At 46.6% G+C, this 22,580-nt stretch carries 21 protein-coding genes and 1 rRNA gene; 5 read left to right on the top strand and 17 right to left on the bottom strand.

The annotated features are described in order from the left end of the window. Positions 1-20: 20 nt before the first annotated feature. The 3 genes from A3Q3_RS13855 to tyrS form a co-directional block, all read right to left on the bottom strand. Positions 21-1,559, bottom strand: a 16S ribosomal RNA gene (locus A3Q3_RS13855). Between the two features lie 666 nt (positions 1,560-2,225). Beyond that, complete coding sequence (gene tpiA, locus A3Q3_RS0109710) at positions 2,226-2,996, bottom strand: triose-phosphate isomerase (RefSeq protein WP_020183400.1); 771 nt, start codon at positions 2,994-2,996, stop codon at positions 2,226-2,228. A gap of 88 nt (positions 2,997-3,084) precedes the next feature. Beyond that, on the bottom strand, positions 3,085-4,323 hold the full coding sequence (gene tyrS / locus A3Q3_RS0109705) for a tyrosine--tRNA ligase (RefSeq protein WP_020183399.1): 1,239 nt from the start codon (positions 4,321-4,323) through the stop codon (positions 3,085-3,087). A 126-nt stretch (positions 4,324-4,449) separates the two neighbouring features. Between tyrS and A3Q3_RS0109700 the strand changes: the two genes are divergently transcribed. From A3Q3_RS0109700 to gltA, 3 genes are all read left to right on the top strand, one after another. Beyond that, complete coding sequence (locus A3Q3_RS0109700; protein ID WP_020183398.1) at positions 4,450-5,769, top strand: M23 family metallopeptidase; 1,320 nt, start codon at positions 4,450-4,452, stop codon at positions 5,767-5,769. Positions 5,770-5,778: 9 nt separating this feature from the next. Further along, positions 5,779-6,903 carry an anhydro-N-acetylmuramic acid kinase gene (locus A3Q3_RS0109695; RefSeq protein WP_020183397.1) on the top strand — a complete coding sequence of 375 codons (1,125 nt, stop codon included), beginning with the start codon at positions 5,779-5,781 and terminating at the stop codon, positions 6,901-6,903. A 142-nt stretch (positions 6,904-7,045) separates the two neighbouring features. Next, entirely contained in the window at positions 7,046-8,344 is a 1,299-nt protein-coding gene (gene gltA / locus A3Q3_RS0109685) for a citrate synthase (protein WP_020183395.1), read from the top strand. Positions 8,345-8,368: 24 nt separating this feature from the next. Here gltA and A3Q3_RS0109680 read toward each other — a convergent pair whose 3' ends face one another. The 7 genes from A3Q3_RS0109680 to rplM form a co-directional block, all read right to left on the bottom strand. Beyond that, positions 8,369-9,034: an arylesterase gene (locus tag A3Q3_RS0109680; protein WP_020183394.1), complete on the bottom strand. Its 666-nt coding sequence runs from the start codon at positions 9,032-9,034 to the stop codon at positions 8,369-8,371. 38 nt (positions 9,035-9,072) lie between these two features. Continuing rightward, the gene (gene erpA, locus A3Q3_RS0109675) at positions 9,073-9,453 is read right to left on the bottom strand and encodes an iron-sulfur cluster insertion protein ErpA (RefSeq protein WP_020183393.1); all 381 of its coding nucleotides are present in this window, start codon (positions 9,451-9,453) and stop codon (positions 9,073-9,075) included. 107 nt (positions 9,454-9,560) lie between these two features. After that, a complete protein-coding gene (locus tag A3Q3_RS0109670; protein WP_020183392.1) occupies positions 9,561-9,944 on the bottom strand; it encodes a polymer-forming cytoskeletal protein in 384 nt (127 codons plus the stop codon). 47 nt (positions 9,945-9,991) lie between these two features. Beyond that, a complete protein-coding gene (locus A3Q3_RS0109665; RefSeq protein WP_020183391.1) occupies positions 9,992-10,363 on the bottom strand; it encodes a hypothetical protein in 372 nt (123 codons plus the stop codon). A 9-nt stretch (positions 10,364-10,372) separates the two neighbouring features. Further along, positions 10,373-11,419 carry an N-acetyl-gamma-glutamyl-phosphate reductase gene (argC, locus tag A3Q3_RS0109660; protein WP_020183390.1) on the bottom strand — a complete coding sequence of 349 codons (1,047 nt, stop codon included), beginning with the start codon at positions 11,417-11,419 and terminating at the stop codon, positions 10,373-10,375. A 97-nt stretch (positions 11,420-11,516) separates the two neighbouring features. Beyond that, positions 11,517-11,909 carry a 30S ribosomal protein S9 gene (gene rpsI / locus A3Q3_RS0109655; RefSeq protein WP_020183389.1) on the bottom strand — a complete coding sequence of 131 codons (393 nt, stop codon included), beginning with the start codon at positions 11,907-11,909 and terminating at the stop codon, positions 11,517-11,519. A gap of 10 nt (positions 11,910-11,919) precedes the next feature. Then, positions 11,920-12,348 (bottom strand): 50S ribosomal protein L13, encoded by a 429-nt coding sequence (gene rplM, locus A3Q3_RS0109650; protein WP_020183388.1) that lies wholly within the window; start codon positions 12,346-12,348, stop codon positions 11,920-11,922. Between the two features lie 300 nt (positions 12,349-12,648). Between rplM and A3Q3_RS0109645 the strand changes: the two genes are divergently transcribed. Then, the gene (locus A3Q3_RS0109645) at positions 12,649-14,517 is read left to right on the top strand and encodes a FimV family protein (RefSeq protein ID WP_020183387.1); all 1,869 of its coding nucleotides are present in this window, start codon (positions 12,649-12,651) and stop codon (positions 14,515-14,517) included. Here A3Q3_RS0109645 and ubiA read toward each other — a convergent pair. From ubiA to A3Q3_RS0109610, 7 genes are all read right to left on the bottom strand, one after another. Then, positions 14,514-15,407 carry a 4-hydroxybenzoate octaprenyltransferase gene (gene ubiA / locus A3Q3_RS0109640; protein ID WP_020183386.1) on the bottom strand — a complete coding sequence of 298 codons (894 nt, stop codon included), beginning with the start codon at positions 15,405-15,407 and terminating at the stop codon, positions 14,514-14,516. The genes A3Q3_RS0109645 and ubiA overlap by 4 nt on opposite strands. Next, a complete protein-coding gene (locus A3Q3_RS0109635; protein WP_020183385.1) occupies positions 15,400-15,960 on the bottom strand; it encodes a chorismate lyase in 561 nt (186 codons plus the stop codon). Before A3Q3_RS0109635 ends, ubiA begins: the two co-directional genes overlap by 8 nt. 98 nt (positions 15,961-16,058) lie before the next feature. Next, positions 16,059-18,116 carry an ATP-dependent DNA helicase RecG gene (recG, locus tag A3Q3_RS0109630; RefSeq protein ID WP_020183384.1) on the bottom strand — a complete coding sequence of 686 codons (2,058 nt, stop codon included), beginning with the start codon at positions 18,114-18,116 and terminating at the stop codon, positions 16,059-16,061. A gap of 9 nt (positions 18,117-18,125) precedes the next feature. Next, positions 18,126-20,363: a bifunctional (p)ppGpp synthetase/guanosine-3',5'-bis(diphosphate) 3'-pyrophosphohydrolase gene (locus A3Q3_RS0109625; RefSeq protein WP_020183383.1), complete on the bottom strand. Its 2,238-nt coding sequence runs from the start codon at positions 20,361-20,363 to the stop codon at positions 18,126-18,128. A 16-nt stretch (positions 20,364-20,379) separates the two neighbouring features. Beyond that, positions 20,380-20,592 carry a DNA-directed RNA polymerase subunit omega gene (rpoZ, locus tag A3Q3_RS0109620; protein WP_020183382.1) on the bottom strand — a complete coding sequence of 71 codons (213 nt, stop codon included), beginning with the start codon at positions 20,590-20,592 and terminating at the stop codon, positions 20,380-20,382. 50 nt (positions 20,593-20,642) lie between these two features. Continuing rightward, complete coding sequence (gmk, locus tag A3Q3_RS0109615; protein ID WP_020183381.1) at positions 20,643-21,254, bottom strand: guanylate kinase; 612 nt, start codon at positions 21,252-21,254, stop codon at positions 20,643-20,645. Between the two features lie 3 nt (positions 21,255-21,257). Beyond that, positions 21,258-21,992, bottom strand: a complete 735-nt coding sequence (locus A3Q3_RS0109610) for a proteasome-type protease (RefSeq protein ID WP_020183380.1) — start codon at positions 21,990-21,992, stop codon at positions 21,258-21,260. 261 nt (positions 21,993-22,253) lie between these two features. Here A3Q3_RS0109610 and A3Q3_RS0109605 point away from each other — a divergent pair, with 261 nt between their 5' ends. Further along, positions 22,254-22,580 carry a helix-turn-helix transcriptional regulator gene (locus A3Q3_RS0109605; RefSeq protein WP_020183379.1) on the top strand — a complete coding sequence of 109 codons (327 nt, stop codon included), beginning with the start codon at positions 22,254-22,256 and terminating at the stop codon, positions 22,578-22,580.

Here is a 22,580-nt window from a genome sequence, read left to right as displayed (position 1 = left end):
AGCAAAAGGTTTTGCTCTAGAAAGGAGGTGATCCAGCCGCACCTTCCGATACGGCTACCTTGTTACGACTTCACCCCAGTCATGAATACTACCGTGGTAAGCGTCCCCCTTGCGGTTAGACTACCTACTTCTGGTAAAACCCACTCCCATGGTGTGACGGGCGGTGTGTACAAGGCCCGGGAACGTATTCACCGCGACATGCTGATCCGCGATTACTAGCGATTCCGACTTCATGCAGGCGAGTTGCAGCCTGCAATCCGGACTACGATCGGCTTTCTGAGATTGGCTCCCCCTCGCGGGTTGGCAACTCTCTGTACCGACCATTGTATTACGTGTGAAGCCCTGGCCATAAGGGCCATGAGGACTTGACGTCATCCCCACCTTCCTCCGGTTTGTCACCGGCAGTCCCAATAAAGTGCCCAACTAAATGATGGCAATTATTGGCAAGGGTTGCGCTCGTTGCGGGACTTAACCCAACATCTCACGACACGAGCTGACGACAGCCATGCAGCACCTGTGTCCACTTTCTCTTTCGAGCACCTAATGCATCTCTGCTTCGTTAGTGGCATGTCAAGGCCAGGTAAGGTTTTTCGCGTTGCATCGAATTAATCCACATAATCCACCGCTTGTGCGGGCCCCCGTCAATTCCTTTGAGTTTTAATCTTGCGACCGTACTCCCCAGGCGGTCTACTTCACGCGTTAGCTGCGTTACTCATGGATTTTACTCCACCAACAACTAGTAGACATCGTTTAGGGCGTGGACTACCAGGGTATCTAATCCTGTTTGCTCCCCACGCTTTCGTGCATGAGCGTCAATATTATCCCAGGGGGCTGCCTTCGCCATTGGTATTCCTCCACATCTCTACGCATTTCACTGCTACACGTGGAATTCTACCCCCCTCTGACATATTCTAGCTTGATAGTTTCAAACGCAGTTCCCAAGTTGAGCTCGGGGATTTCACATCTGACTTATCAGGCCGCCTGCGCACGCTTTACGCCCAGTAATTCCGATTAACGCTCGCACCCTACGTATTACCGCGGCTGCTGGCACGTAGTTAGCCGGTGCTTCTTATCAAGGTACCGTCAGCCTCAGCCTATGTTAGAGACTAAGTTTTCTTCCCTTGCGAAAGAGCTTTACAACCCGAAGGCCTTCTTCACTCACGCGGAATGGCTGGATCAGGCTTGCGCCCATTGTCCAAAATTCCCCACTGCTGCCTCCCGTAGGAGTCTGGACCGTGTCTCAGTTCCAGTGTGGCTGGTCGTCCTCTCAGACCAGCTACTGATCGAAGCCTAGGTGAGCCTTTACCTCACCTACTAGCTAATCAGATATCGGCCGCTCCATTAACGCTAGGTCCGAAGATCCCCAGCTTTCCCCCTCAGGGCGTATGCGGTATTAGCTAATCTTTCGACTAGTTATCCCCCATTATTGGATACGTTCCGATATATTACTCACCCGTTCGCCACTCGCCACCAGACCGAAGTCCGTGCTGCCGTTCGACTTGCATGTGTAAAGCATTCCGCCAGCGTTCAATCTGAGCCAGGATCAAACTCTTCAGTTTAATTTCTGACTATTACTTGTTTACCTCTTTCGAGGTGGTTATTTCGCTTTGCTTTATTTCTCAAATTCATTTCAAGGTATGTGTTACTACTTAAAGTAACCTGTACATACTTGTCTTAAATTTAAGTGTAAGCGTTTATATTCTGAGTCTCTAAGAAACCGAAGTCTCTTAACCCATCACCACAAACACCCACACTTATCAGTCATTCAGTTTGTTAAAGAACAGTTTGCTTTTCAGCTTCTCGTTAGCGCTTTGCGTTAACGAGGTGCGCATTATACAGAGCTTTTCAGCGGCGTCAATACTAATTTTCAAACAATTTTAAATTAATATAAACGGTATTTCTTGCAACACAATTTACTACTTATCGCTGCGATGTTTTGCTAACGAGCCGCGCATTCTACAGGGCTTTTAATTATCGTCAATACTAATTTTGAATTTTTTTAAATTAATATAAATACGATACATTTTCCAACCACCTGCTGCGCTTCACTGCGGTATTTTGCTAGCGAAGGCGCGCATTTTACAGAGGCTAGATTTTTGGTCAAGCACTAATCGAAGTTTTTACAATTTAATTACAAATTGAATATAGAGCTGACAGATATCTAAATTAATAGAGGTCTAATTAGTGCGTCTGTAAACAAGATGAAGAACATGCTTTACAGATAGTTAGATAGCAGAGGATGCGCTATCGGCTGCTAGGCAAATGCCAACAAACTCTTCGGTATTGAGTGAAGCCCCGCCCACCAAGGCGCCATCTATGTCTGGCATGGCGAATAATTTTGCGGCATTGGTACTGTTCACACTACCGCCATATAGTATGCGTATGTTTTGCGCGATTTCCGGATTGAGAATTTCGATATGCCCGCGCAGGAAACCCAATACATTTTGCGCGTGTTCCGGCGTGGCTGCACGCCCAGTGCCGATGGCCCATACCGGTTCATACGCCAACACACCGCCAGCTAGCCCTTGGATACCGATTTCATGAATGACTGCATTGAGCTGGCGAATGGTGACAATGTCCGTAGTGCCATCCTCGTATTCTTCTAAAGTCTCACCCATACAAAAGATAGGGGTTAGGCCGCACTGCACCGCAGCTTCAAAACGTTCGCCTGTAGATAAATCAGTATCATGCCCACGTTGGCGGCGCTCCGAGTGTCCGATAATGACGTAAGTACATCCGAATTCGGTCAGCATGGTGGGTGAAACTGAGCCGGTGTAGGCACCAGATAAGTAGCGGCTCATATTTTGGCCACCCCACTGGATATGGCTATCTTGAAGCATTGACTGTGCTTGGAATAAATAAGGATGTGGCATACACACCACATAATCTGCGCGTTGAAAGTCGCGGGTTTCGGTCAACAGTGTTTCTAAAAAAGCTTGATTGGACGGTAAGCTGCCATTCATTTTGCGATTGGCCACTACGATTTTACGTCTCATCTCTTTTCCTTAAAGCAAAACTGTATGCCTATCGTTTGATTACATTGTATGACTGATGACCAGTCATACTGTACATGAAGCTAACACATTAACGTAGTTCGATTTTTGCAAACTTACGCTTACCTACCTGCGCAATGACTGTTGTGTTTTTTTGAATCTGCAAGTTTTTATCTGTGACCTTCTCACTATCTAATTTGACACCGCCCTGCTGAATCGCACGTATCGCCTCGCTGGTACTCTCTACCAACCCTGCCATTTTTAGCAATTGCGCAATCCCCACGCTGGCACCATCCAGATCAACACGCACCTCCGGCACTTCATCGGGAACCCCTCCTTTTGCGCGTGTTTGAAAATCTTCCAACGCTTTTTCAGCATCCGCTCGACTATGAAAACGCGTGACAATTTCCTGCGCAAAACGTACTTTAATATTGCGTGGATTTTCGCCAGCGGCCACTTGCGCTTTCCATTGCGCAATTGTCTCTAACGATTCAAACGACAGCAATTCTATATAACGCCACATCAAGACATCAGAAACCGACATGAGTTTGGCAAAGATGATTTCAGGCGCCTCGGCCACACCAATATAGTTACCTAGTGACTTGGACATCTTATTCACGCCATCCAAGCCTTCTAACAATGGCATGGTCAACACACACTGCTGGCTAAGACCTGCTTGTTTCTGCAGCTCACGCCCCATCAGCAAGTTAAATTTCTGATCGGTACCACCCAATTCTACATCCGCTTTCAGCGCGACTGAATCGTAGCCTTGCAATAAAGGATACATAAACTCATGGATAGCAATCGGCTGATTGCTTTTAAAACGCTTACTGAAATCATCACGCTCTAGCATGCGTGCGACGGTGAGACTGGCCGCCAACTTCAACATACCCGCCGCGCCCAGATCATTTAGCCAAGCCGAGTTAAATACGATTTCTGTTTTGTCTTTATCTAAAATCTTGAATACTTGCTCAGCATAAGATTGTGCGTTTTCCGCCACCTGCTCTTTAGTGAGCGGTGGACGCGTTGCACTTTTGCCAGTCGGGTCACCAATCATGCCGGTAAAATCGCCAATCAGGAACAACACCTGATGCCCTAGATCTTGAAACTGTCTGAGTTTGTTCAATAATACCGTGTGACCCAAATGCAAATCCGGTGCAGTGGGATCAAAGCCAGCCTTTACCCTGAGCGGTTTACCAGCCTTTAACTTTTCGATCAGCTCTTGCTCAATCAGCAACTCATCAGCACCACGTTTGATGATCGCTAAGGTTTGGTTTATGTCTGTATTCACTGCGGATTCCGATATATTCAGGTTGATGTGAGCTTGCATACCTTGATTTTTTAATAATCATTTTTTTCTGTTAGTATGCTTTTCTACGCCTAATCATTTGACGTGTTTATCTGTTGATTCAATGCATATTGCACAAAGCATCGCCCACATTTTAACGCAAACATTATGTTTTCTAAACGCAAATTTTCACGCCACAAAACCAAGTTTCAATGGCTGATTGCAATCAGCGCAGTGTTAGCCATTGTTTTATGTATGGCCTTCAATGCAGCCCCTCAAGCAGAAACACAACTCCTTACGCTCAAAACCATTACAGAAGAAGTAAGCCTGCCTTTGCCCAGCCCAACGTTGGATACCAATGAGTCGTTCTGGCAATTAGAGCAAGTGCGGCAAGATGACACGCTGCAAACATTGCTTAGACGCATGAATATCCGCGATGATGAGGCCATTAAATTTCTGTTACTCAGCCCAGATGCACATGCGTTGAATACACAACTGCTACCCGGGCACATTGTGGAAATCAAGTCGAACATACTGGGGAAATTGCTCTATCTAGAGTATGAATTAGATGAGGAAAATATCTTGGTCGCTGGCCTGACCAACACCGGCTATGTGATTGCCACTAAAAAACTGTTGCTGGAAAGCCAACAGGTATTAAAATCTGCGGTGATTCGAGACACTTTATTTGGCGCGACGGACGACGCAGGTATTCCCGATCAGATTGCCATTCAAATTGCAGATATTCTTTCTTCAGAAATCGACTTTTATCAGGACCTGCGTCCGGGTGACCGCTTTCATGTGATTTACGAAGCGTTTTACAATGCCAGCGAAATGATGAAAACCGGCAACGTGTTGGCAGTGGAGTTTGTCAACAATGGCCAGACCTATCAAGCCATTCATTACGGTGACGCCTCCGGCAAATACGCTTATTACACACCGGAAGGCAAAAGCCTGCACAAAACATTTTTACGCTCCCCGTTAGAATATACGCGCATCAGCTCCTCATTCAGCGCAGGGCGTTACCATCCAATATTACAACGCATCCGCGCGCACCAAGGCGTTGACATGGCCGCGCCAACCGGCACCCGCGTTAAAGCAGCAGGTGATGGCGTAGTGGCTTTTATGGGTAGAAAAGGCGGTTATGGCAATGTAGTGGTTCTGAGCCACCCCAATGGCGTGAGTACAGTATATGGCCATTTATCGCGCTTTTCAGACGCCATTCGCAAAGGGGATGCCGTAAATCAAGGTGATATTATTGGCTACGTAGGCATGACAGGTATGGCTACTGGCCCACATTTGCATTATGAGTTTTTGGTGAATGGCAGCCATCGCGACCCAATGAAAATTACCTTGCCGACCAGCGCGCCGATGGATGGAAATTTTAAAACCGCTTTTCACGCACAGAGCATACAATTAATGGCCAAACTGGCATTATTAAAACAGCGCGCGCAACTGGCAGCTTATCCGTCGCCCCAGCTAACGCATTAATTGAGTCCTATGAACGCATCTAATCTATATATTGGCATTATGTCTGGCACTAGCCTAGATGGCATAGATGTCTGTCTAGTCGATACACGGCCACAGCAATTCAAGGTCTTAGCCACGCATTTTTTGGCTTATCCAGAACAGATCAAATCGGCATTACTAACATTACATACCCCAAACCATAACGAGCTAGAGTACAGCCAAATGGTGGCCAATGACTTGGCTACCTTGTACGCCCAAGCAGTGAATGCGTTGCTCACTGAGCAGCAACTTCTGCCGAATCAAATTGCCGCCATCGGTTGTCATGGGCAAACTATCCGTCATCGCCCGGTGATAGATGGCAAGATGGGATTTACATTACAAATCGGCAATGCCGCATTATTGGCGGAGCTCACCCATATTACAGTGGTTGCGGATTTTAGAAGCCGCGACATTGCGGCGGGCGGTCAAGGTGCACCATTGGTGCCCGCGTTCCACCAAGCCATTTTTAGCCATGCTGATTACAGTCGGGCACTGGTGAATATTGGGGGCATTGCCAATATTACGTATCTGCCCAAAGCAAATGCCAAAGACTCCCAAATATTGGGCTTTGATTCTGGCCCAGGCAATATGCTTATGGATACTTGGATTAAACAACACCTACAGAAAAATTATGATGCGGATGGTGCTTGGGCCGCATCTGGTGCAGTACTTCCTGCCCTTCTGTCTGCCTTATTGAACGACCCTTACTTTTCAGCACCGCCACCAAAAAGCACCGGTCGCGATTTATTCAACGATGCGTGGCTAGCTACGCAATTGGGCAATGAGCAGTACGCACCTCAAGACGTTGCACGCACCCTGCTTGCGTTCACCGCACATACGATTTACCAAGCGATTCAAGACCACTGCAGCCAAACCGAGGAAATTTATCTGTGCGGTGGTGGTGCACGCAACACTTTGCTGGTCGACACATTACGTGGCTTGTTCAAACACACACCAGTGCATACAACAGATACACTCCATGTTGGCGTGGATTGGGTTGAAGCCGCCGCCTTTGCATGGTTAGCGCAACAAACCATGACTGGTCAAGCCGGTAACTTGCCTAGCGTGACCGGCGCCAAAGGCCCGAGAGTACTGGGTGCAATTTACCCAGCCTGAGCTTATGCACCAACAGTGCGCACTTTAATTGTGCAATAAATTTGCCAGTTTTTGCCATGCAATGGCATTTGTGCCCGGTTCTATCAACATTTCAGCTTTCGATTGCGTATAATTGATCATAAACGTTAATAAAGAGTCACTTATGGCAACAAAACCTACCAAAGCAACCATCACATTTGACAACCAAAGCAGCCCGATTGAATTGCCCGTGCTGTCTGGCACTTTGGGCAATGACGTCATTGATATTCGCTCGCTAGGCAAGCATGGCGTATTTACCTACGACCCTGGCTTTATGTCTACAGCAGCCTGCCAATCCAATATTACGTTTATTGATGGCGAGCAAGGCCTGCTCTACTACCGCGGTTACCCGATTGAGCAATTGGCTGAGCACTGTGATTTTCTAGAAGTCTCGTATCTGCTGATGCATGGTGAGTTACCCAATGCGGCACAAAGGGAAGAGTTCACCAAACTGATTGGCACGCACACCATGCTGCACGACCAGCTAAGCAATGTGTTCCGCGGGTTCAGACGCGACGCACACCCTATGGCAGTCATGATCGGCGTGGTCGGTTCGATGTCAGCGTTCTATTTTGATGCAATGGATGTATATAACCCGCAGCATCGCGAAATTTCAGCCTACCGTTTATTGGCCAAGGTACCGACGATTGCTGCTTGGAGTTATAAGTACAACTTGGGTCAACCGTTTATGTACCCAAAAAACAAACTCAATTATGCAGAAAACTTTATGCATATGATGTTTGCAACGCCGTGTGAAGAATACGAGCCCAACCCAGTATTGGCTAAGGCATTTGAGAAAATCCTGATCTTACATGCCGACCACGAGCAAAACGCTTCCACCAGCACAGTGCGCTTGGTAGGCTCTAGCGGTGCCAACCCGTTTGCCAGCATCTCCGCAGGCATTGCATCACTGTGGGGGCCAGCCCACGGCGGCGCTAACGAAGCCACGCTTAAAATGCTAGAGGAGATGGGTGATGTTAGCCGTATTGGTGAGTTTATCAAACGTGCAAAAGATAAAACCGACAGCTTCCGTCTGATGGGCTTTGGCCATCGCGTCTATCGCAATATGGATCCGCGCGCAGCCATCATGCGCAAAACCTGCCATGAGGTGCTAAACGAATTAGGTCTGCATGATGACCCAATGTTTAAACTGGCGATGGAGTTGGAACGTATTGCGCTGGAGGATGATTACTTCGTTTCACGCAAACTGTATCCAAACGTAGATTTTTACAGCGGCATCGTCATGCGTGCAATGGGCATTCCTAATAGCATGTTCACCGCCATTTTTGCCTTAGCGCGTACCGCAGGCTGGATTGCGCAATGGAGCGAGATGAACGCAGACCCGGAACACAAAATCGGTCGGCCAAGACAGCTATATACCGGCGACCACAGACGTGAGTTTGTGCCCATTAACAAACGCTAGCCAATCAACTTCCCATTCACTTAATTAAGGCGCTTGGACAAATCCAAGCGCCTTTAATGCTTCTTGCATCGTCTTAGCCACCTCCACATAGCCTTGTGCATTCGGATGTATCTGATCTGCCTTGAGATCATGCCTGGACAGTACATCTGAAAAGATATCCGTGATTAAAGGCACCTTGGTTTCTTCCGCCACACGCGCATAGAGCGGATGGTCTGACAAATTGCCCACCGCCGCCATCAACGGACTGATTTCGGGAATCGCCACCAACGCAATTTGCACACCCTGTGTTTTGGCCTGTGCGATGATAGATTTCAAGTTTTCCTCTACTTGCTTAGTCGGCACCTGACGCAATAAATCATTTCCCCCTAATTCAATCAAGAGCAGTTTAGGCTGATGCTCCTCCAGCAGGTTAGGCAAGCGTTGTAAGCCGCCACTGGTGGTATCGCCAGGAATACCCGCATTTACAATATGCCAGCCAGTGGCTTTTTCCAATAGTTCAGGATAAGCCTCTTCTGGCTTTGCCCCTGTGCCATAGCTCAAGCTATCACCCAGAATCAATACCGTTGCCCCCTGCGCTATTGCAGGTTGCGGCGGATGCTTTTCCGCACATGCCAACAAGACCAAAAAAATCACCAACACTAGTTTTTTCATATGCTCTATACCACTCATCACAGCCAATAAAAAAGCCAAGCAATATGCTTGGCTTTAGTTGTGTGCAACTGCATACCTTACACTGAAAATGAGGACCCACAGCCGCAGGTCGTTTGTGCATTCGGGTTACGAATCACAAACTGTGAACCTTGCAAACTATCTTGGTAATCAATTTCCGCACCCATAAGATACTGTAAGCTCATTGGGTCAATCAGTAAGGTGACCGCGTCTTTTTGCACCTGCGTATCATCTTCGTTCACTTCCTCTTCAAAAGTGAAACCGTACTGGAAGCCTGAGCAACCACCGCCACTGACAAATACGCGCAGCTTCAAATCTGGCGTACCTTCTTCTTCAATCAGTTCTTTTACTTTTTTTGCCGCATTGTCGGTAAACACCAATGGTGCTGGCATCTCAATGTTGGCCAAACTCTCTGTAGATAATTCTGCAACTGTATTCATGTGCGCTCCTTTTTCGTGCCTGAGTTGCTTACAATAATGTGTTCGACGACCGCCCCATGCAAACGTTCGACGATTTAATACTTAAATTTTATTTCTTGCGCCGCCAGCTACACCGCGGAGTCTACGGACTCTTCACCAATGTAAATCAAGCGACCTTCAATCACTGCGCCGGTATGCATTTCCAGTGATTTGTAATGCAAATCACCCGTAATACGTGCCTTCGACTGCAATTCTATAAATTGTCCAGCTTTGACCGGGCCGACCACCTTACCATTTAATACAATTTTTGCTGCAGCAACCGCGCCTTCTACACGCCCATGTTCACTTAAAATCAAGGTGCTGGGCGAATCCACTGGCTCTGCTACATTGCCGTACACTGCGCCATCAATACGCAGGCCACCGCTAAAATAAATATTGCCTTCTACACGCGTATCCGCGCCGATTAATGTATCGATTCTGCTATCAATCTTATTACTTTTTTTGAAAAACATTGCCAATCCTTACAAAACGCTACGGTATTGAAACTGCATGACGTTGGTTATTTGCCAGTTCTTCTACTCAGCATGTTTTTATAAAACACCAACTCTTCTTTGACCTTCAAGTTCTCATCTTGAACGGTTGCTAGCTCTTTTGCAAGGTTATTATTTGTCGCAAGCTCCACCTGTAACTCACGCTGCGCCCCTATTAGTTTGGTCTGCAGGTCTTTATTTTCAAGTGTTGTTTGCTGTAAACGTACACGAATCGTTTCTCTTTCGCTATCGTGCAGCGCCCAAAATGCCAAACCGACCCCTAAACACATGAATATAAACGCAGACAGCCACTGAAAATACCAGGGACGACGTGAACGCACTGCTACTTGCTTAGCGGTTAAGCCAAAGTTACTGCGAAATTTACGTCGTATCGGTTTCATACCAGTGTATTAGGGGAGTAAGGGCAATACCTGTAAGCCTGTTTTCTCATCCAGCCCCATCATAATGTTCATATTTTGCACAGCTTGGCCGGCTGCGCCTTTCACCAAGTTATCTTGTACTACTACCAATGTGAGATAGTCTGCACTCTGACGCTGCAAGGCAATGCGCAAATGGTTTGCTCCTCTGACCGAACGTGTTTCCGGAAGTTTCCCAGCTGGCAACACATCCACAAAATACTCATCCGCATAACGTGTTTCATACAATCTTTGCAAATCCACGTCTTGTGCGGCGACCGATAGCTTGACATACAACGTCGACAACATGCCCCGTATCATTGGAATCAAATGTGGCACAAAAATAAATTGCAGTGACTGATGTGCCAACTGCGTTAATTGCGCCTCGATTTCCGGGTGATGGCGATGTCCAGCAACACCATACGCCTTCATATTGTCACTAGACTCAGAGAACAGCGTTGCAACTTCGGCCTTACGGCCTGCACCGGATACGCCCGATTTAGCATCTGCAATGATGGGGGCTGAGAAATCAATCAGTCCTTTTTCTAGCAAAGGCGCTAAGCCTAACAATACCGTGGTCGGATAACAGCCTGGATTACCGATGACTTGTGCTTGCTTAATCTGTGTGCGGAACAGCTCTGGTAAACCATAGACGGCATTCTGTAAAATCTCTGGGCAGCTATGCGGCATTTTGTACCACCGCTCAAACACGGCAGTGTCTTGCAATCTAAAGTCTGCCGCCAAATCAATCACTTTGACACCAGCAGCCACCAAAGCTTGCGCTTGGCTCATAGCAACACCATGTGGCGTTGCAAAAAACACCACATCACAGGCAGCCAGATTGGCAGTAGCCGGATCGCTAAACGCCAAATCTACATATCCCCGCAGATTTGGAAACATATCCGCTACCAATGTTCCTGCATCGCCACGTGAGGTAATCACCGTGAGCTCAACATGCGGATGCACTGCTAGCAAACGCAAAAGCTCCACACCGGTATACCCTGTGCCACCTACAATGCCGACTTTAACTTGTTGTGTCATGAATAAGTGCTTGCCCTAAAAATGAAACCTTAAATGAAAAAGGCCGCTAGCGCGACCTTTTTTTGTACTTAGACGCTCAATGAAGCGTAGTAAGCAATTAACGTTTAGAGAATTGTTTACGACGACGCGCTTTGCGTAAGCCCACTTTTTTACGTTCTACTTCACGTGCATCACGTGTTACGAAACCTGCGTGTGACAATGCGCTTTTCAATGCAGCATCGTAATCGATCAAAGCGCGAGTAATACCATGACGCACTGCACCGGCTTGACCAGACTCACCGCCGCCAACCACATTCACCATGATATCAAAGCTAGCTGTGTTGTTCGTCAACTCTAATGGTTGACGCAAAATCATACGTGAAGTCACGCGTGAGAAATATTCATCTACAGGCTTATCATTCACAATGATGTTGCCTTTGCCAGATTTTAAGAATACACGTGCCACTGAACTTTTGCGACGACCTGTACCGTAGTTATATTTACCAATCATTTTGCAATCCTTAGATAGTCAATGCTTGCGGTTGTTGCGCAGCATGTTCATGCTTGTCGCCAGCATAAACTTTCATTTTTTTGATCATGGCATAACCCAATGGGCCTTTTGGCAACATGCCTTTTACTGCTTTTTCTAATGCGCGGCCTGGGAAACGGTCTTGCATTTTAGAGAAAGTAGTGGTGCTGATACCACCTGGGTAACCAGAGTGACGATGATATTCTTTATCAGTCGCTTTTGCGCCTGTCACTTTGATTTTGTCCGCATTGATGACAACAATGTAGTCACCTGTATCTACGTGCGGCGTGTAAATTGTTTTATGTTTACCACGTAAACGGTGTGCAATAGCACTCGCCAAACGACCCAATACTAAATCGGTGCCGTCGATGACAAACCAATCACGTTGTACTTCATGTGTTTTTGCTGAAAATGTTTTCATTTTTTATAACTACCAAATCATAGCTTATAAATTCAAGAGGGCGGATTATATGCTTTTGCCTTAACGCTTGTCAACGCCGAGTTGCTTATTTTAAGAAAGTATTTTTTTGCCGTCTACCACACACATTACACATATTGGCATGCCGATTGCTTATATATAATCAAAAGCAGTTAACAACGACGCAGAGAAATACGTAAGTTATTGATTTTTAATATTTAATAAAATTATCAACTTAGTTGAGTACATTATACTACAGACAATGATGACGAAGTTTTCATCAATTGTGATGAAGAGGTGGATATGGATAACAATTTAAAACTTAGAAAAGCAATCATTATCGCCATTGCCTTGATGGGCACCGGTTACTCGTTGCATTCTAAAGCGATTGGCCTGAGCGATATTCAAGTGAAGTCTTATTTAGGCCAGCCCTTACTAGCTAATATTAAGGTGAGCGGGCTAGACAAAAAAATGGATGAGCGCTGCTTTTCAATTGCGAGCGACGACACCAATGCCATCAGCAACGTCAATTTCAAGCTCAATCGTACCTCCGATGAAACTGGCATTCTGTCTTTGACCTCTAACAAAGCGGTATTGGAACCGATTGCTTCATTGACTGTGGTAGGCCACTGCGATGCTATATTTACACGCCAATATCAATTATTGATTGATCCGGCCAGCACTATCTCTAATGTAGACACCGACACCAATGGCGAAATGACCATAAGCCACAACGCCGAACAAAGCAGCTTTAGTGAGGCCGAAACTGAAACAGCAAGTACATTGAGCACAAACGCAGCTACTGTCAAAACAGCACGCAAAAGCAAACGTCAAGCCTCAGCCACAAAACAAGTAAAAGCATCAAACCCAGACTCTGCTGCTGTAGTAAGCACTAGCAACAACGCAGCACACAATGCACAGGTTGTTTACAACACCCCTAAATCCAGCGTTGCTGCACCTGTGGAATCAAAACCAAGATTGTCTATTTCCAGTGGCGATGTCAACTTTAGGGAACTTGCCAATGTGCCTATGAAATTGGCATTTGATAAACGTATCAACACCAGCCGTGAAACCAACCCACAGGCATATTCTGAACAAGCAGAATTTGCCGATGAAGTCACCGTGATGAACAACCGCTTGGCGCATTTAGACAAGCAATTAAATAGCTTGTACGCACAAAACGCCAGCCTTAAACAAGCCAACACCAACACACAAGCTGAGCTCACTACACTTAAACAACAAAATGATGTATTGCGCATGCTTTCCTTTTGTTTAGGCGGCGGCTTATTGGCCACTGGCTACTTTTTTGTAGACTGGTTAAGAAGAAGAAATGCTGTTGCGCGCGCAGAAAATGAACAAGCCTTATGGGTAAGCTTGCAAGCCGAGCAGCATGCCGCCGAAAGCAATCTTACATTTGGCTTAGATGAATCATTTGAGCCACAAACTTCTGTCGCTTCTACCAAACCGCAAGAAGAACTATCTGACATGGGTAATGCGCCGCTTTTTAATAGCACTTATCCAAGCCAAGCTATGCCTGAAATCATTCAGGAAGAAACGCACATTACCGAAGATGCCGAGTTATTGATTTCACACGGCCGCATCCATTTAGCCATTGAGTTGCTGCAAAACCATTTAATCGAAACCCCGAAAGACTCAGCTTCCACCTGGTTATTCTTATTAGATTTACTGGCCAAAGAAGGCATGCAAAAAGAGTTTGAAGTAGCCGCTACCGAATGCAAAAAACACTTTAACGTGCAGCTTGAAGACTTTTCAAGACCGCTTGCTGACAGTAACAGCCTAGAGTCTTTTGAGCGCATTTCTAAAGAGTTGCAAAAACTCTGGGGCACAGAAAAAGCCTTGGTGTTCTTAGATGAACTGATTTACAACACACGCTTAGAGCCACGTGCTGGCTTTGATAAACCTGTATTTGAAGAGCTTGTGCTATTGCGCGAAATTGCAGAAGAAGAAGTCAAACTTGCAGAGGTTATTTCACTGCATGAAGAAAAAACATCACGTAGACAGAAAAAGGAAAAAACCATGACCATTAACTTACCTGAAATCGAAACCTCAGAAGCATTCAAACAACTTGCGCTAGAAACAAGCAAAGACAATGTGGAAATTGCAAACGAAGAGCACTTCGAATTTGAATTATTGGATCTTGCACGCAACTAAAATAGTAGGTGTGAGGCTTTGTAGAAGACCAAGTCTAACCACAAGCCCAACGTAATTGCCCCACCTATCCAGCTATTCCACAAAAACGCCTTAAAGCAATCTGCCTTAAGGCGTTTTTTAATGAGCCAGTATTGATGCATCATCAGTAATAACGCCAGCAGTAAACCTGCGTAGTAGAACAGCCCGAACCGCATAAACATGCCGACATAAATCAATATGCCTTGCATGGCCGCAAAGCAAACCATGATCGCCAGCACATCGTAGCGCCCAAAAAATATCGCGGAAGAACGAATGCCAATCTTTAGATCATCTTCACGATCCACCATGGCATACGCTGTATCGTAGGCAATCGCCCAAAATACATTAGCAAGCAGCAGTTGCCAGGCCAGTGGCGGCACATAATCATTTATGGCTGCAAACGCCATGGGAATACCAAAGCCAAAAGCAACGCCAAGGTACGCTTGTGGAATCGCCAAAAAACGCTTGGTGAGTGGATAGGTAGCGGCTAAAAATAAAGCGGCGACAGAAAGCAACACGGTTTGCCGATTTAGAAAACACACGAGCATAAAGGCGATTAGACACAGCCCTAGTGCCAGCCAAGCCGCTTCTTTTACACTCACCTCTTGCGTGGCTAATGGACGCAATTTGGTACGCTCCACCAATCCATCGTAGCGGCGATCAGCCATGTCATTTAAAACACAGCCGGCACTGCGCATCAGCACAGTCCCTGTCACAAAAATAAGTACGATAGAAAGAGTTGGATAGCCACGCCCCGCTATGAGTAATGCCCATAGCGTGGGCCACAATAACAATAAAATACCAATTGGCTTATCTAAGCGCATCAAGCGCTCATAAGCATCCAATTTCAACATCAGTGTTTGTTTATTCATAAAGTTGCGGTAAAAAAACCTCTGTGACTAAGATACTAGCACGATGGATGCTAGCGCAATTTAAGTAAAATACAGAGCGCCTTGCCCAAAGGTAAGTGGGCGCATGATTAAGGTGCGCCACCGCTTTTTGGTATAGCTGATGTTGCTGTGTCAGCTTTTTATAACGTAACGGCGTGCGTTTTACTTGCGGATTGGCAAACAATAGCGCGCCCAAAGGCTGATTACCTAGGCGAGCAAGTCGATGCCATTGCCCTCTCAACGCTTTTCTCGGAATCACGCTATGTGCAAACACCACTGCCTGCTGATTGCCGATTAATCTGACCTCACGCACAGTCGCCAATTGATGCGGCTTGAGCCCAAGCAACTGAATTTCATCTTGCATGGCGCGCGCCAAACGCATGGACTGCGTTTGTACGGAAAACTGCACATAGCGTTGCTGTAAGCGCGCAGTCAGCGAATCGTGATTGATCAGCCAGGCATGATCCCGACGGCAAGCAAACGGTTTATGTAACCAACGTTGCCTTTGATTCACGGTATGCGGGTATATTTTCAAGTTAAGATTATTTTCAAAGTGACTGCTTATTCAAGCTGCAGATTATGGCATAGCCGTTTATCACATTGTATTGTGGTGATGGTTTAATACACAGCCCGTCATACTTTCACCAGCTCATCAACTTGGTACATCCACCGCGCCAAATGTGCGTCTACCGCTTGCGGCGCCTGTACTAATAATTGCTCTGCAGTTGCTTTAGCCGCCATCAATAAATCTTCATCACGGTTAATATCGGCGATTTTTAACATGGGCACACCACTTTGGCGCGTACCTAAAAACTCACCCGGCCCACGCAATTGTAAATCGGCCTGTGCAATCAAAAAGCCATCCGTATACTCATACATGACTTTTAAACGTTCACGCGCAGCCTCTGATAACTTAGCCTGATACAGCAAGATACAGGTACTTTTGGCAGCGCCGCGCCCTACCCGACCGCGCAACTGATGCAATTGACTGAGTCCAAAACGCTCTGCATGCTCTATCACCATCAGGCTTGCGTTGGGTACATCCACGCCCACCTCAATCACCGTCGTTGCAACCAATAGCTGGGTTTGGTGTTGGCTAAAGGCTTCCATGACCGCCTGTTTTTCTGCGGATTTCATGCGGCCATGCACCAAGCCTATGTTCAGTTCAGGAAATTGCGCCTGCATGTAAGCATAGGTATCGTTAGCGGTTTGCAATTGTAGCGCTTCTGATTCTTCAATCAGCGGGCATACCCAATACGCCTGATGTCCTGATTGGCAGGCATCACGCACGCGCTGTAAAATTTCGTCTCGCCGTTGATCAGAGACTAGCTTGGTGACAATGGGTGTACGGCCCGGTGGCAACTCATCAATCACCGATACATCTAAGTCTGCGTAGTAGCTCATCGATAGTGTGCGTGGAATAGGTGTGGCTGACATCATTAACTGGTGTGGCTCAGGCTGGCCTTTTTGGCGCAAAGCCAAGCGCTGCTGCACGCCAAAGCGGTGCTGCTCATCAATAATGGCCAGGCCCAGACGTTTAAATACGACGGCCTCTTGAAACAAGGCATGTGTGCCAATCACCAGCTGCGCTTGGCCACTGGCGATGCTATCCAGCGCTTGTGCGCGCTCTTTTTTGCTTTGGCTGCCGGTCAACCAAGCAATGTGTATATGCAGCGGCGCTAGCCATTGCATAAATTTTTTATAGTGCTGTTCCGCCAGAATTTCTGTCGGCGCCATCAAGGCCACTTGCCAATCATGCTCAATGGCTTGTAGTGCCGCAATACATGCCACAATGGTTTTTCCGCTACCCACATCGCCTTGTAGCAATCGCTGCATAGGGTACGGTTGTGCTAAATCGTGCGCGATTTCCGCAGTGACTTTTTGTTGTGCTGCAGTAAGCTGAAACGCCAAATGCTTGAGCAGTGCTGGCACCCACTTCACGGATGCAGCGACACTGGGTGCATCCAAACTACGCCTTTTTGCGTGATGTTTGCGCATGGAAAGTTGCTGCGCCAGCAACTCATCAAACGCCAATCGACGCCACGCTGGCAACCGACGTGCCTGTAATGCCTCCAGTGAAACATCCGGACTGGGTTGATGTAAGGTGCGTATGCTTTCGGCAAAACTAGGCAAGCGATGCTCGGCATAGATGGACGCCGGTAGCGTTTCAAATAGAAGATCGCGCTGCAAAGCGAGCATTACCGCTTTACGAATATGCGCTTGCGATAAACCTGCGGTAGTGGGGTAAACCGGCGTTAATACTGCATTGATGGGTGTATCCTCGCGCCACGCTTTGCATTGCGGATGCACCATCTCGTAACCAAAAAATCCGTGGCGCACTTCGCCATAAATGCGCAGTTTTGCACCTTCTTTAAGCTGCGTGATTTGGCTGGGATAAAAATGCAAAAAGCGTAACGTGAGCTGCCCACTTTCATCTTGCAAGCGTGCAATCAATGCTTTGCGTGGCTTGTACGTGACTTCTGCATGCACAATCTCGCCCTGTACCTGCGTCTCATCACCCAAACGTAAATCACGTATTGCCGTAATGCGGGTTTCGTCAATATAGCGCAACGGCAAATGCAAAATCAGGTCATGCAAGGTACGCACACCTATTTTGGCCAAATGGCTGACCAACGCAGGGGTAAATCCTTTTTGCTCAGCTAATAAGTGATGTGTTGAAAATGAAGACAACTGAATACACTAGATTTTTTGCTCGGCGTGATTTCCTTTAACGCGATTAATACGCACCACATCAGGAATCTTACGCAAATTACGGATTAATTCTGCTAAATGAACACGATTGTGCACCTGCACAGTGAAATTGACATTGGTATATTGACTGCCATCTGACTCTTCCACGCTGACGTTATCAATATTGGATTCTGCATTGGCAATGGTCGTGGCGATTTTTGCCAGCATACCGCGCTGATTGGCTACCGCAATGCGCAGGTTCACTTTGAACAGTTTTTTATTGTCAGCATCCCAATCCACATCCAGCCATTTGTCTGGATCCAACTTGAATTTGCGGATAGCCGGACAATCGTGCGTATGAATGACCAGCCCCTTGTCTTTATTGATAAAGCCTAAAATCGGGTCACCCGGAATCGGTCGGCAGCATTGCGCAAATTGCACTGCCATACCTTCGGTGCCGCGAATGGTAATCGTGTCTAATGGTTTGCTGGTTTTTTCTTTTTCTGTCTCGGCGCCTTCACTATTGTTGGAAAGCAACTGGTGCGCCACCATCAAACCAACACGCTTGCCCAAGCCAATGTCCGTCAAAATAGCCGCTTTGGTTTGCACACCATAGTCACGCATCACTTTTTGCCAGTGCTTATCGGTCACTTCACTAGGCTCTACATGCAGTGCGCGCAAAGCTATATTGAGCATACGTTCGCCCAAATGCGCGGACTCTTCCACTTTAATCGTCTTTAAATAATGGCGGATATGGGAACGCGCTTTGCCTGTCACCACATAGTTCAACCAAGCAGGATTAGGTTTGGCTAAAGGCGCGGTAATGATTTCCACATTGTCACCATTACGCATTTCCGTTCTCAGTGGCGCCAGCTCATTATTGATTTTCACCGCAACGCAGCTATTCCCGACATCGGAGTGCACAGCATAGGCAAAGTCCACCGCGCTGGAGCCTCTGGGCAAAGCCAAAATTTTGCCTTTAGGTGTGAACACATAGACTTCATCTGGAAACAGATCGACTTTAAAATGCTCCAAAAACTCGTAGCTGTCTTCACTCTCGGTTTGAATCTCTACCAACCGCTGTAACCATTGATGCGTTTGCTGTTGCAGTTTGGTCAAATGCGCATCGGTTGTTTTGTATAGCCAATGTGCCGCCACACCGGCATCGGCGATGTTATGCATTTCTTCACTGCGGATCTGCACTTCAATCGGTGTACCAAACGGCCCAAACAAAGTTGTATGTAACGATTGGTAACCATTGACCTTAGGAAGTGCAATATAGTCTTTGAATCTACCGGGAATCGGTTTATATAACGCATGCAAAGCACCCAATGCTAGATAACAAGAGGCGGTGTCTTTTACAATAATCCTAAATCCGTAAATGTCATTAACTTGCGACAATTTTACGGTTTTACCCGTCATCTTCTTATAAATACTGTAAATATGCTTTTCTCGGCCAATCACATCCGCTTCTAGTTTTGCTTCTTTTAACTGATCTTCAATCGCGTTTAAAATCTTGGTGATGACTTCTTTACGATTACCACGCGCGGCCTTAACAGCCTTGTTAATCACATGATATCGCGTAGGGTATAGGTATTTAAAACTTAGATCTTCCAGCTCTTGATAGATTGGATTCAAGCCTAAGCGGTTAGCAATTGGCGCGTAAATATCTAAGGTTTCGCGCGCGATTCGCTTTTGCTTTTCCGGCTTCATTGCATCCAGCGTCTGCATATTGTGCAAACGGTCTGCCAGTTTCACCAAAATTACACGCACGTCTTGGCTCATGGCCAACAACATTTTACGGAAGTTTTCGGCCTGCGCCTGCGTTGCGGTTTGTAGCTCGACTTTATCGAGCTTGGTTAAACCATCTACCAAATCCGCCACTTGCTTGCCAAATACTTCGCCAATTTCAGCACTCACTACACCCGTATCTTCTACGACATCATGCAGCAAAGCCGCCAGCAAAGTGGGGATATCTAAGTGTAATTTAGCAAGAATGCATGCGACTGAAACCGGGTGCGTAATATAAGGCTCACCCGTCTTACGGGTTTGTCCTTGGTGTGCGTTATCGGCATAGCGATATGCCGCCCACACTTGTTCAATTTCGTCTTGAGTCAGGTACTGCTTGAGCAGAACGGTAAGCGGGGAGTGCTCGGTGTCTGCAGGAAGCAAATCCGGCACGTCTAATAGGGTGTCAGATTTGCGTTTTGGAGATTCCGCCTTAAGATAATTAGCGGTGGTGACCATAGGCTACATGCTTAAATTACGAATGACCGCGATTTAAGATTTCCACACCCACTTTACCTGCTGCAATTTCACGCAAAGCCAATACAGTCGGCTTGTCTTTTTGCGCAGAACCATGCACAAATGGATCAGAGCCATTGGCCAATTGGCGTGCACGGTAAGCTGCCACCAATGTCAATTGAAAGCGGTTTGGAATTTTATCTAAACAATCATCTACTGTAATACGCGCCATAATGTAACCTCTTAGAAATGTACGTTAGCCACCCCAAACTCAGGGTAAGTTTAGGTGAGTTTTTGAATTAATGCTTGATAGCGCGTGACTTGCGCTGTCATTTTTAGTCGTTGCGTGCGCACTATCGCCAGTAAGTCGTGCAGTGCTACATCAAAATCATCGTTGATTGTAACATAATCAAACTCGACTAAGTGACGCATCTCCTCACGCGCCGCCGCCACGCGCTTGGCAATTACCTCCGCACTGTCTTGCCCGCGGTTATTTAAACGCTCTGCTAAGGTTTCCACTGAAGGTGGCAGTATAAAAATACTGATGGCGCTTGGGTAAATCTCACGCACTTGCGCAGCGCCTTGCCAGTCAATTTCCAAAATCACGTCATGGCCAGACGCCAGCGCCACATCTACACCAGCTTGCGAAGTGCCGTATCGTGCACCATGCACATGCGCTGATTCCAGAAACTCACCATTCTCCAGCATGGTCAAGAAAGTAGCATCCTCTACAAAATGATAATGCACCCCTTGCTGCTCTAGCGGCCTAGGTAAACGCGTGGTATGGGAGATGGAAAGCTTAATCTGTGCATCTTTTGCCAGCAAGGCTTTCACCAAGCTAGTTTTGCCTGCGCCAGAAGCAGCGGTAATAATAAATAAATTGCCTTGTGACATTGTTTAACACCAATCCGGACTAGGTAATGCAGAAAAGACGGATTTTAACCCTTCGCTCCAACCTTTGCGCACTGTTGCGTAATAAGGGTCTTGCTCGGTGATCCGTTTTTTACAATCGGCATGCAGGCTATCGGTACGATAAATCATTAAATCAATCGGTGCGCTCACGGAAATATTACTGCGGATGGTAGAGTCAAACGAAATGAGCACACACTTCACCGCGTCCATCATCTCACTATTGTGTTTCACCACGCGGTCAATAATCGGCTTGCCGTACTTGGTTTCACCAATCTGGAAATAAGGCGTTTCGCTACAGGTCTCAATAAAATTGCCTGCGGCGTATACATTAAATAAGCGTGGACGCTCCCCTTCAATTTGCCCACCCACCAACACGCTAGCACTAAACTCTATGCCATGCTTTTGTAAATGGTCACCGTCACGCTCATGCACGGTACGCATGGCCTCGCCCACTAAACCCGCCACATCAAACATGCTGTCTACGTTATACAGGTGCTTTGCCGATTTACTTTTGGATTTAAGTTGTGCCGTCAGCAGGTTGACCACAGATTGGGTAATGGCTAAATTGCCTGCGGTTAACAGCACAATCACACGCTTGCCGGCTTGTTCAAACACATGCATTTTGGGCGCAATGGCTACTTGGTCTACACCCGCATTGGTGCGCGTATCAGAGGCAAACAACAAGCCCTGCTCTAATAATAGTCCGACACAATAAGTCATGGAAAACTCAATTTTATGAATGGTGAAATCATACCATTAGGCATGCGCTGCGGCAGAAAAAAGCGTATTGCATCACCAAAATTAACGAATGCCGGGCCAACCGTTATGGCTAGCTGTAGTATGTCTTAAATGGATACCTGCCTTGAGAGCAACCCTACGTTCCAATTATCTTTTCAGGCTTCAGCAATCGGCCAAACGTTTTTTCGCGTAATGCAATATATCACTTGACTATATTTCTATATTTATGGAAATATAGATCATATGAACATTAAATCAGCAGTATTGCAACTTTCATCTATCGCCCAAGAGGCGCGTTTAGAGATATTCAGACTACTTGTTCAGGCAGGGCCAGAAGGCCTGTCTGCTGGAAATATTGGCGAAACACTTCAAATCCCAGCCAGCACGCTTTCATTCCATCTTAAAGAGTTAAGTCATGCCGGATTGATTCATTCACGCCAAGTAAGTCGCTACATTTATTATTCAGCAAACTATGAGGCTATGGATGGCTTGCTAGCTTATCTCACTGAGAATTGTTGTGCGGGGACAAAAGAATGCGCCCCTTTATCTACATGCAAACCAACTGCGTAG

The sequence above is a fragment of the Methylotenera sp. 1P/1 genome, from assembly GCF_000384355.1.
Lineage (GTDB): Bacteria > Pseudomonadota > Gammaproteobacteria > Burkholderiales > Methylophilaceae > Methylophilus.
The sequence above is the reverse complement of the archived record's forward strand: the minus strand, read 5'-3'. Positions and strand labels throughout refer to the sequence as shown.

What these genes read in the sequence shown, in the direction of transcription:
- tpiA (WP_020183400.1), bottom strand. Translation starts at nt 2,996, where the DNA reads ATGAGACGTAAAATCGTAGTGGCCAATCGCAAAATGAATGGCAGCTTA.
- tyrS (WP_020183399.1), bottom strand. Translation starts at nt 4,323, where the DNA reads ATGCAAGCTCACATCAACCTGAATATATCGGAATCCGCAGTGAATACA.
- A3Q3_RS0109700 (WP_020183398.1), top strand. Translation starts at nt 4,450, where the DNA reads ATGTTTTCTAAACGCAAATTTTCACGCCACAAAACCAAGTTTCAATGG.
- A3Q3_RS0109695 (WP_020183397.1), top strand. Translation starts at nt 5,779, where the DNA reads ATGAACGCATCTAATCTATATATTGGCATTATGTCTGGCACTAGCCTA.
- gltA (WP_020183395.1), top strand. Translation starts at nt 7,046, where the DNA reads ATGGCAACAAAACCTACCAAAGCAACCATCACATTTGACAACCAAAGC.
- erpA (WP_020183393.1), bottom strand. Translation starts at nt 9,453, where the DNA reads ATGAATACAGTTGCAGAATTATCTACAGAGAGTTTGGCCAACATTGAG.
- A3Q3_RS0109670 (WP_020183392.1), bottom strand. Translation starts at nt 9,944, where the DNA reads ATGTTTTTCAAAAAAAGTAATAAGATTGATAGCAGAATCGATACATTA.
- A3Q3_RS0109665 (WP_020183391.1), bottom strand. Translation starts at nt 10,363, where the DNA reads ATGAAACCGATACGACGTAAATTTCGCAGTAACTTTGGCTTAACCGCT.
- argC (WP_020183390.1), bottom strand. Translation starts at nt 11,419, where the DNA reads ATGACACAACAAGTTAAAGTCGGCATTGTAGGTGGCACAGGGTATACC.
- rpsI (WP_020183389.1), bottom strand. Translation starts at nt 11,909, where the DNA reads ATGATTGGTAAATATAACTACGGTACAGGTCGTCGCAAAAGTTCAGTG.
- rplM (WP_020183388.1), bottom strand. Translation starts at nt 12,348, where the DNA reads ATGAAAACATTTTCAGCAAAAACACATGAAGTACAACGTGATTGGTTT.
- A3Q3_RS0109645 (WP_020183387.1), top strand. Translation starts at nt 12,649, where the DNA reads ATGGATAACAATTTAAAACTTAGAAAAGCAATCATTATCGCCATTGCC.
- ubiA (WP_020183386.1), bottom strand. Translation starts at nt 15,407, where the DNA reads ATGAATAAACAAACACTGATGTTGAAATTGGATGCTTATGAGCGCTTG.
- A3Q3_RS0109625 (WP_020183383.1), bottom strand. Translation starts at nt 20,363, where the DNA reads ATGGTCACCACCGCTAATTATCTTAAGGCGGAATCTCCAAAACGCAAA.
- rpoZ (WP_020183382.1), bottom strand. Translation starts at nt 20,592, where the DNA reads ATGGCGCGTATTACAGTAGATGATTGTTTAGATAAAATTCCAAACCGC.
- gmk (WP_020183381.1), bottom strand. Translation starts at nt 21,254, where the DNA reads ATGTCACAAGGCAATTTATTTATTATTACCGCTGCTTCTGGCGCAGGC.
- A3Q3_RS0109610 (WP_020183380.1), bottom strand. Translation starts at nt 21,992, where the DNA reads ATGACTTATTGTGTCGGACTATTATTAGAGCAGGGCTTGTTGTTTGCC.
- A3Q3_RS0109605 (WP_020183379.1), top strand. Translation starts at nt 22,254, where the DNA reads ATGAACATTAAATCAGCAGTATTGCAACTTTCATCTATCGCCCAAGAG.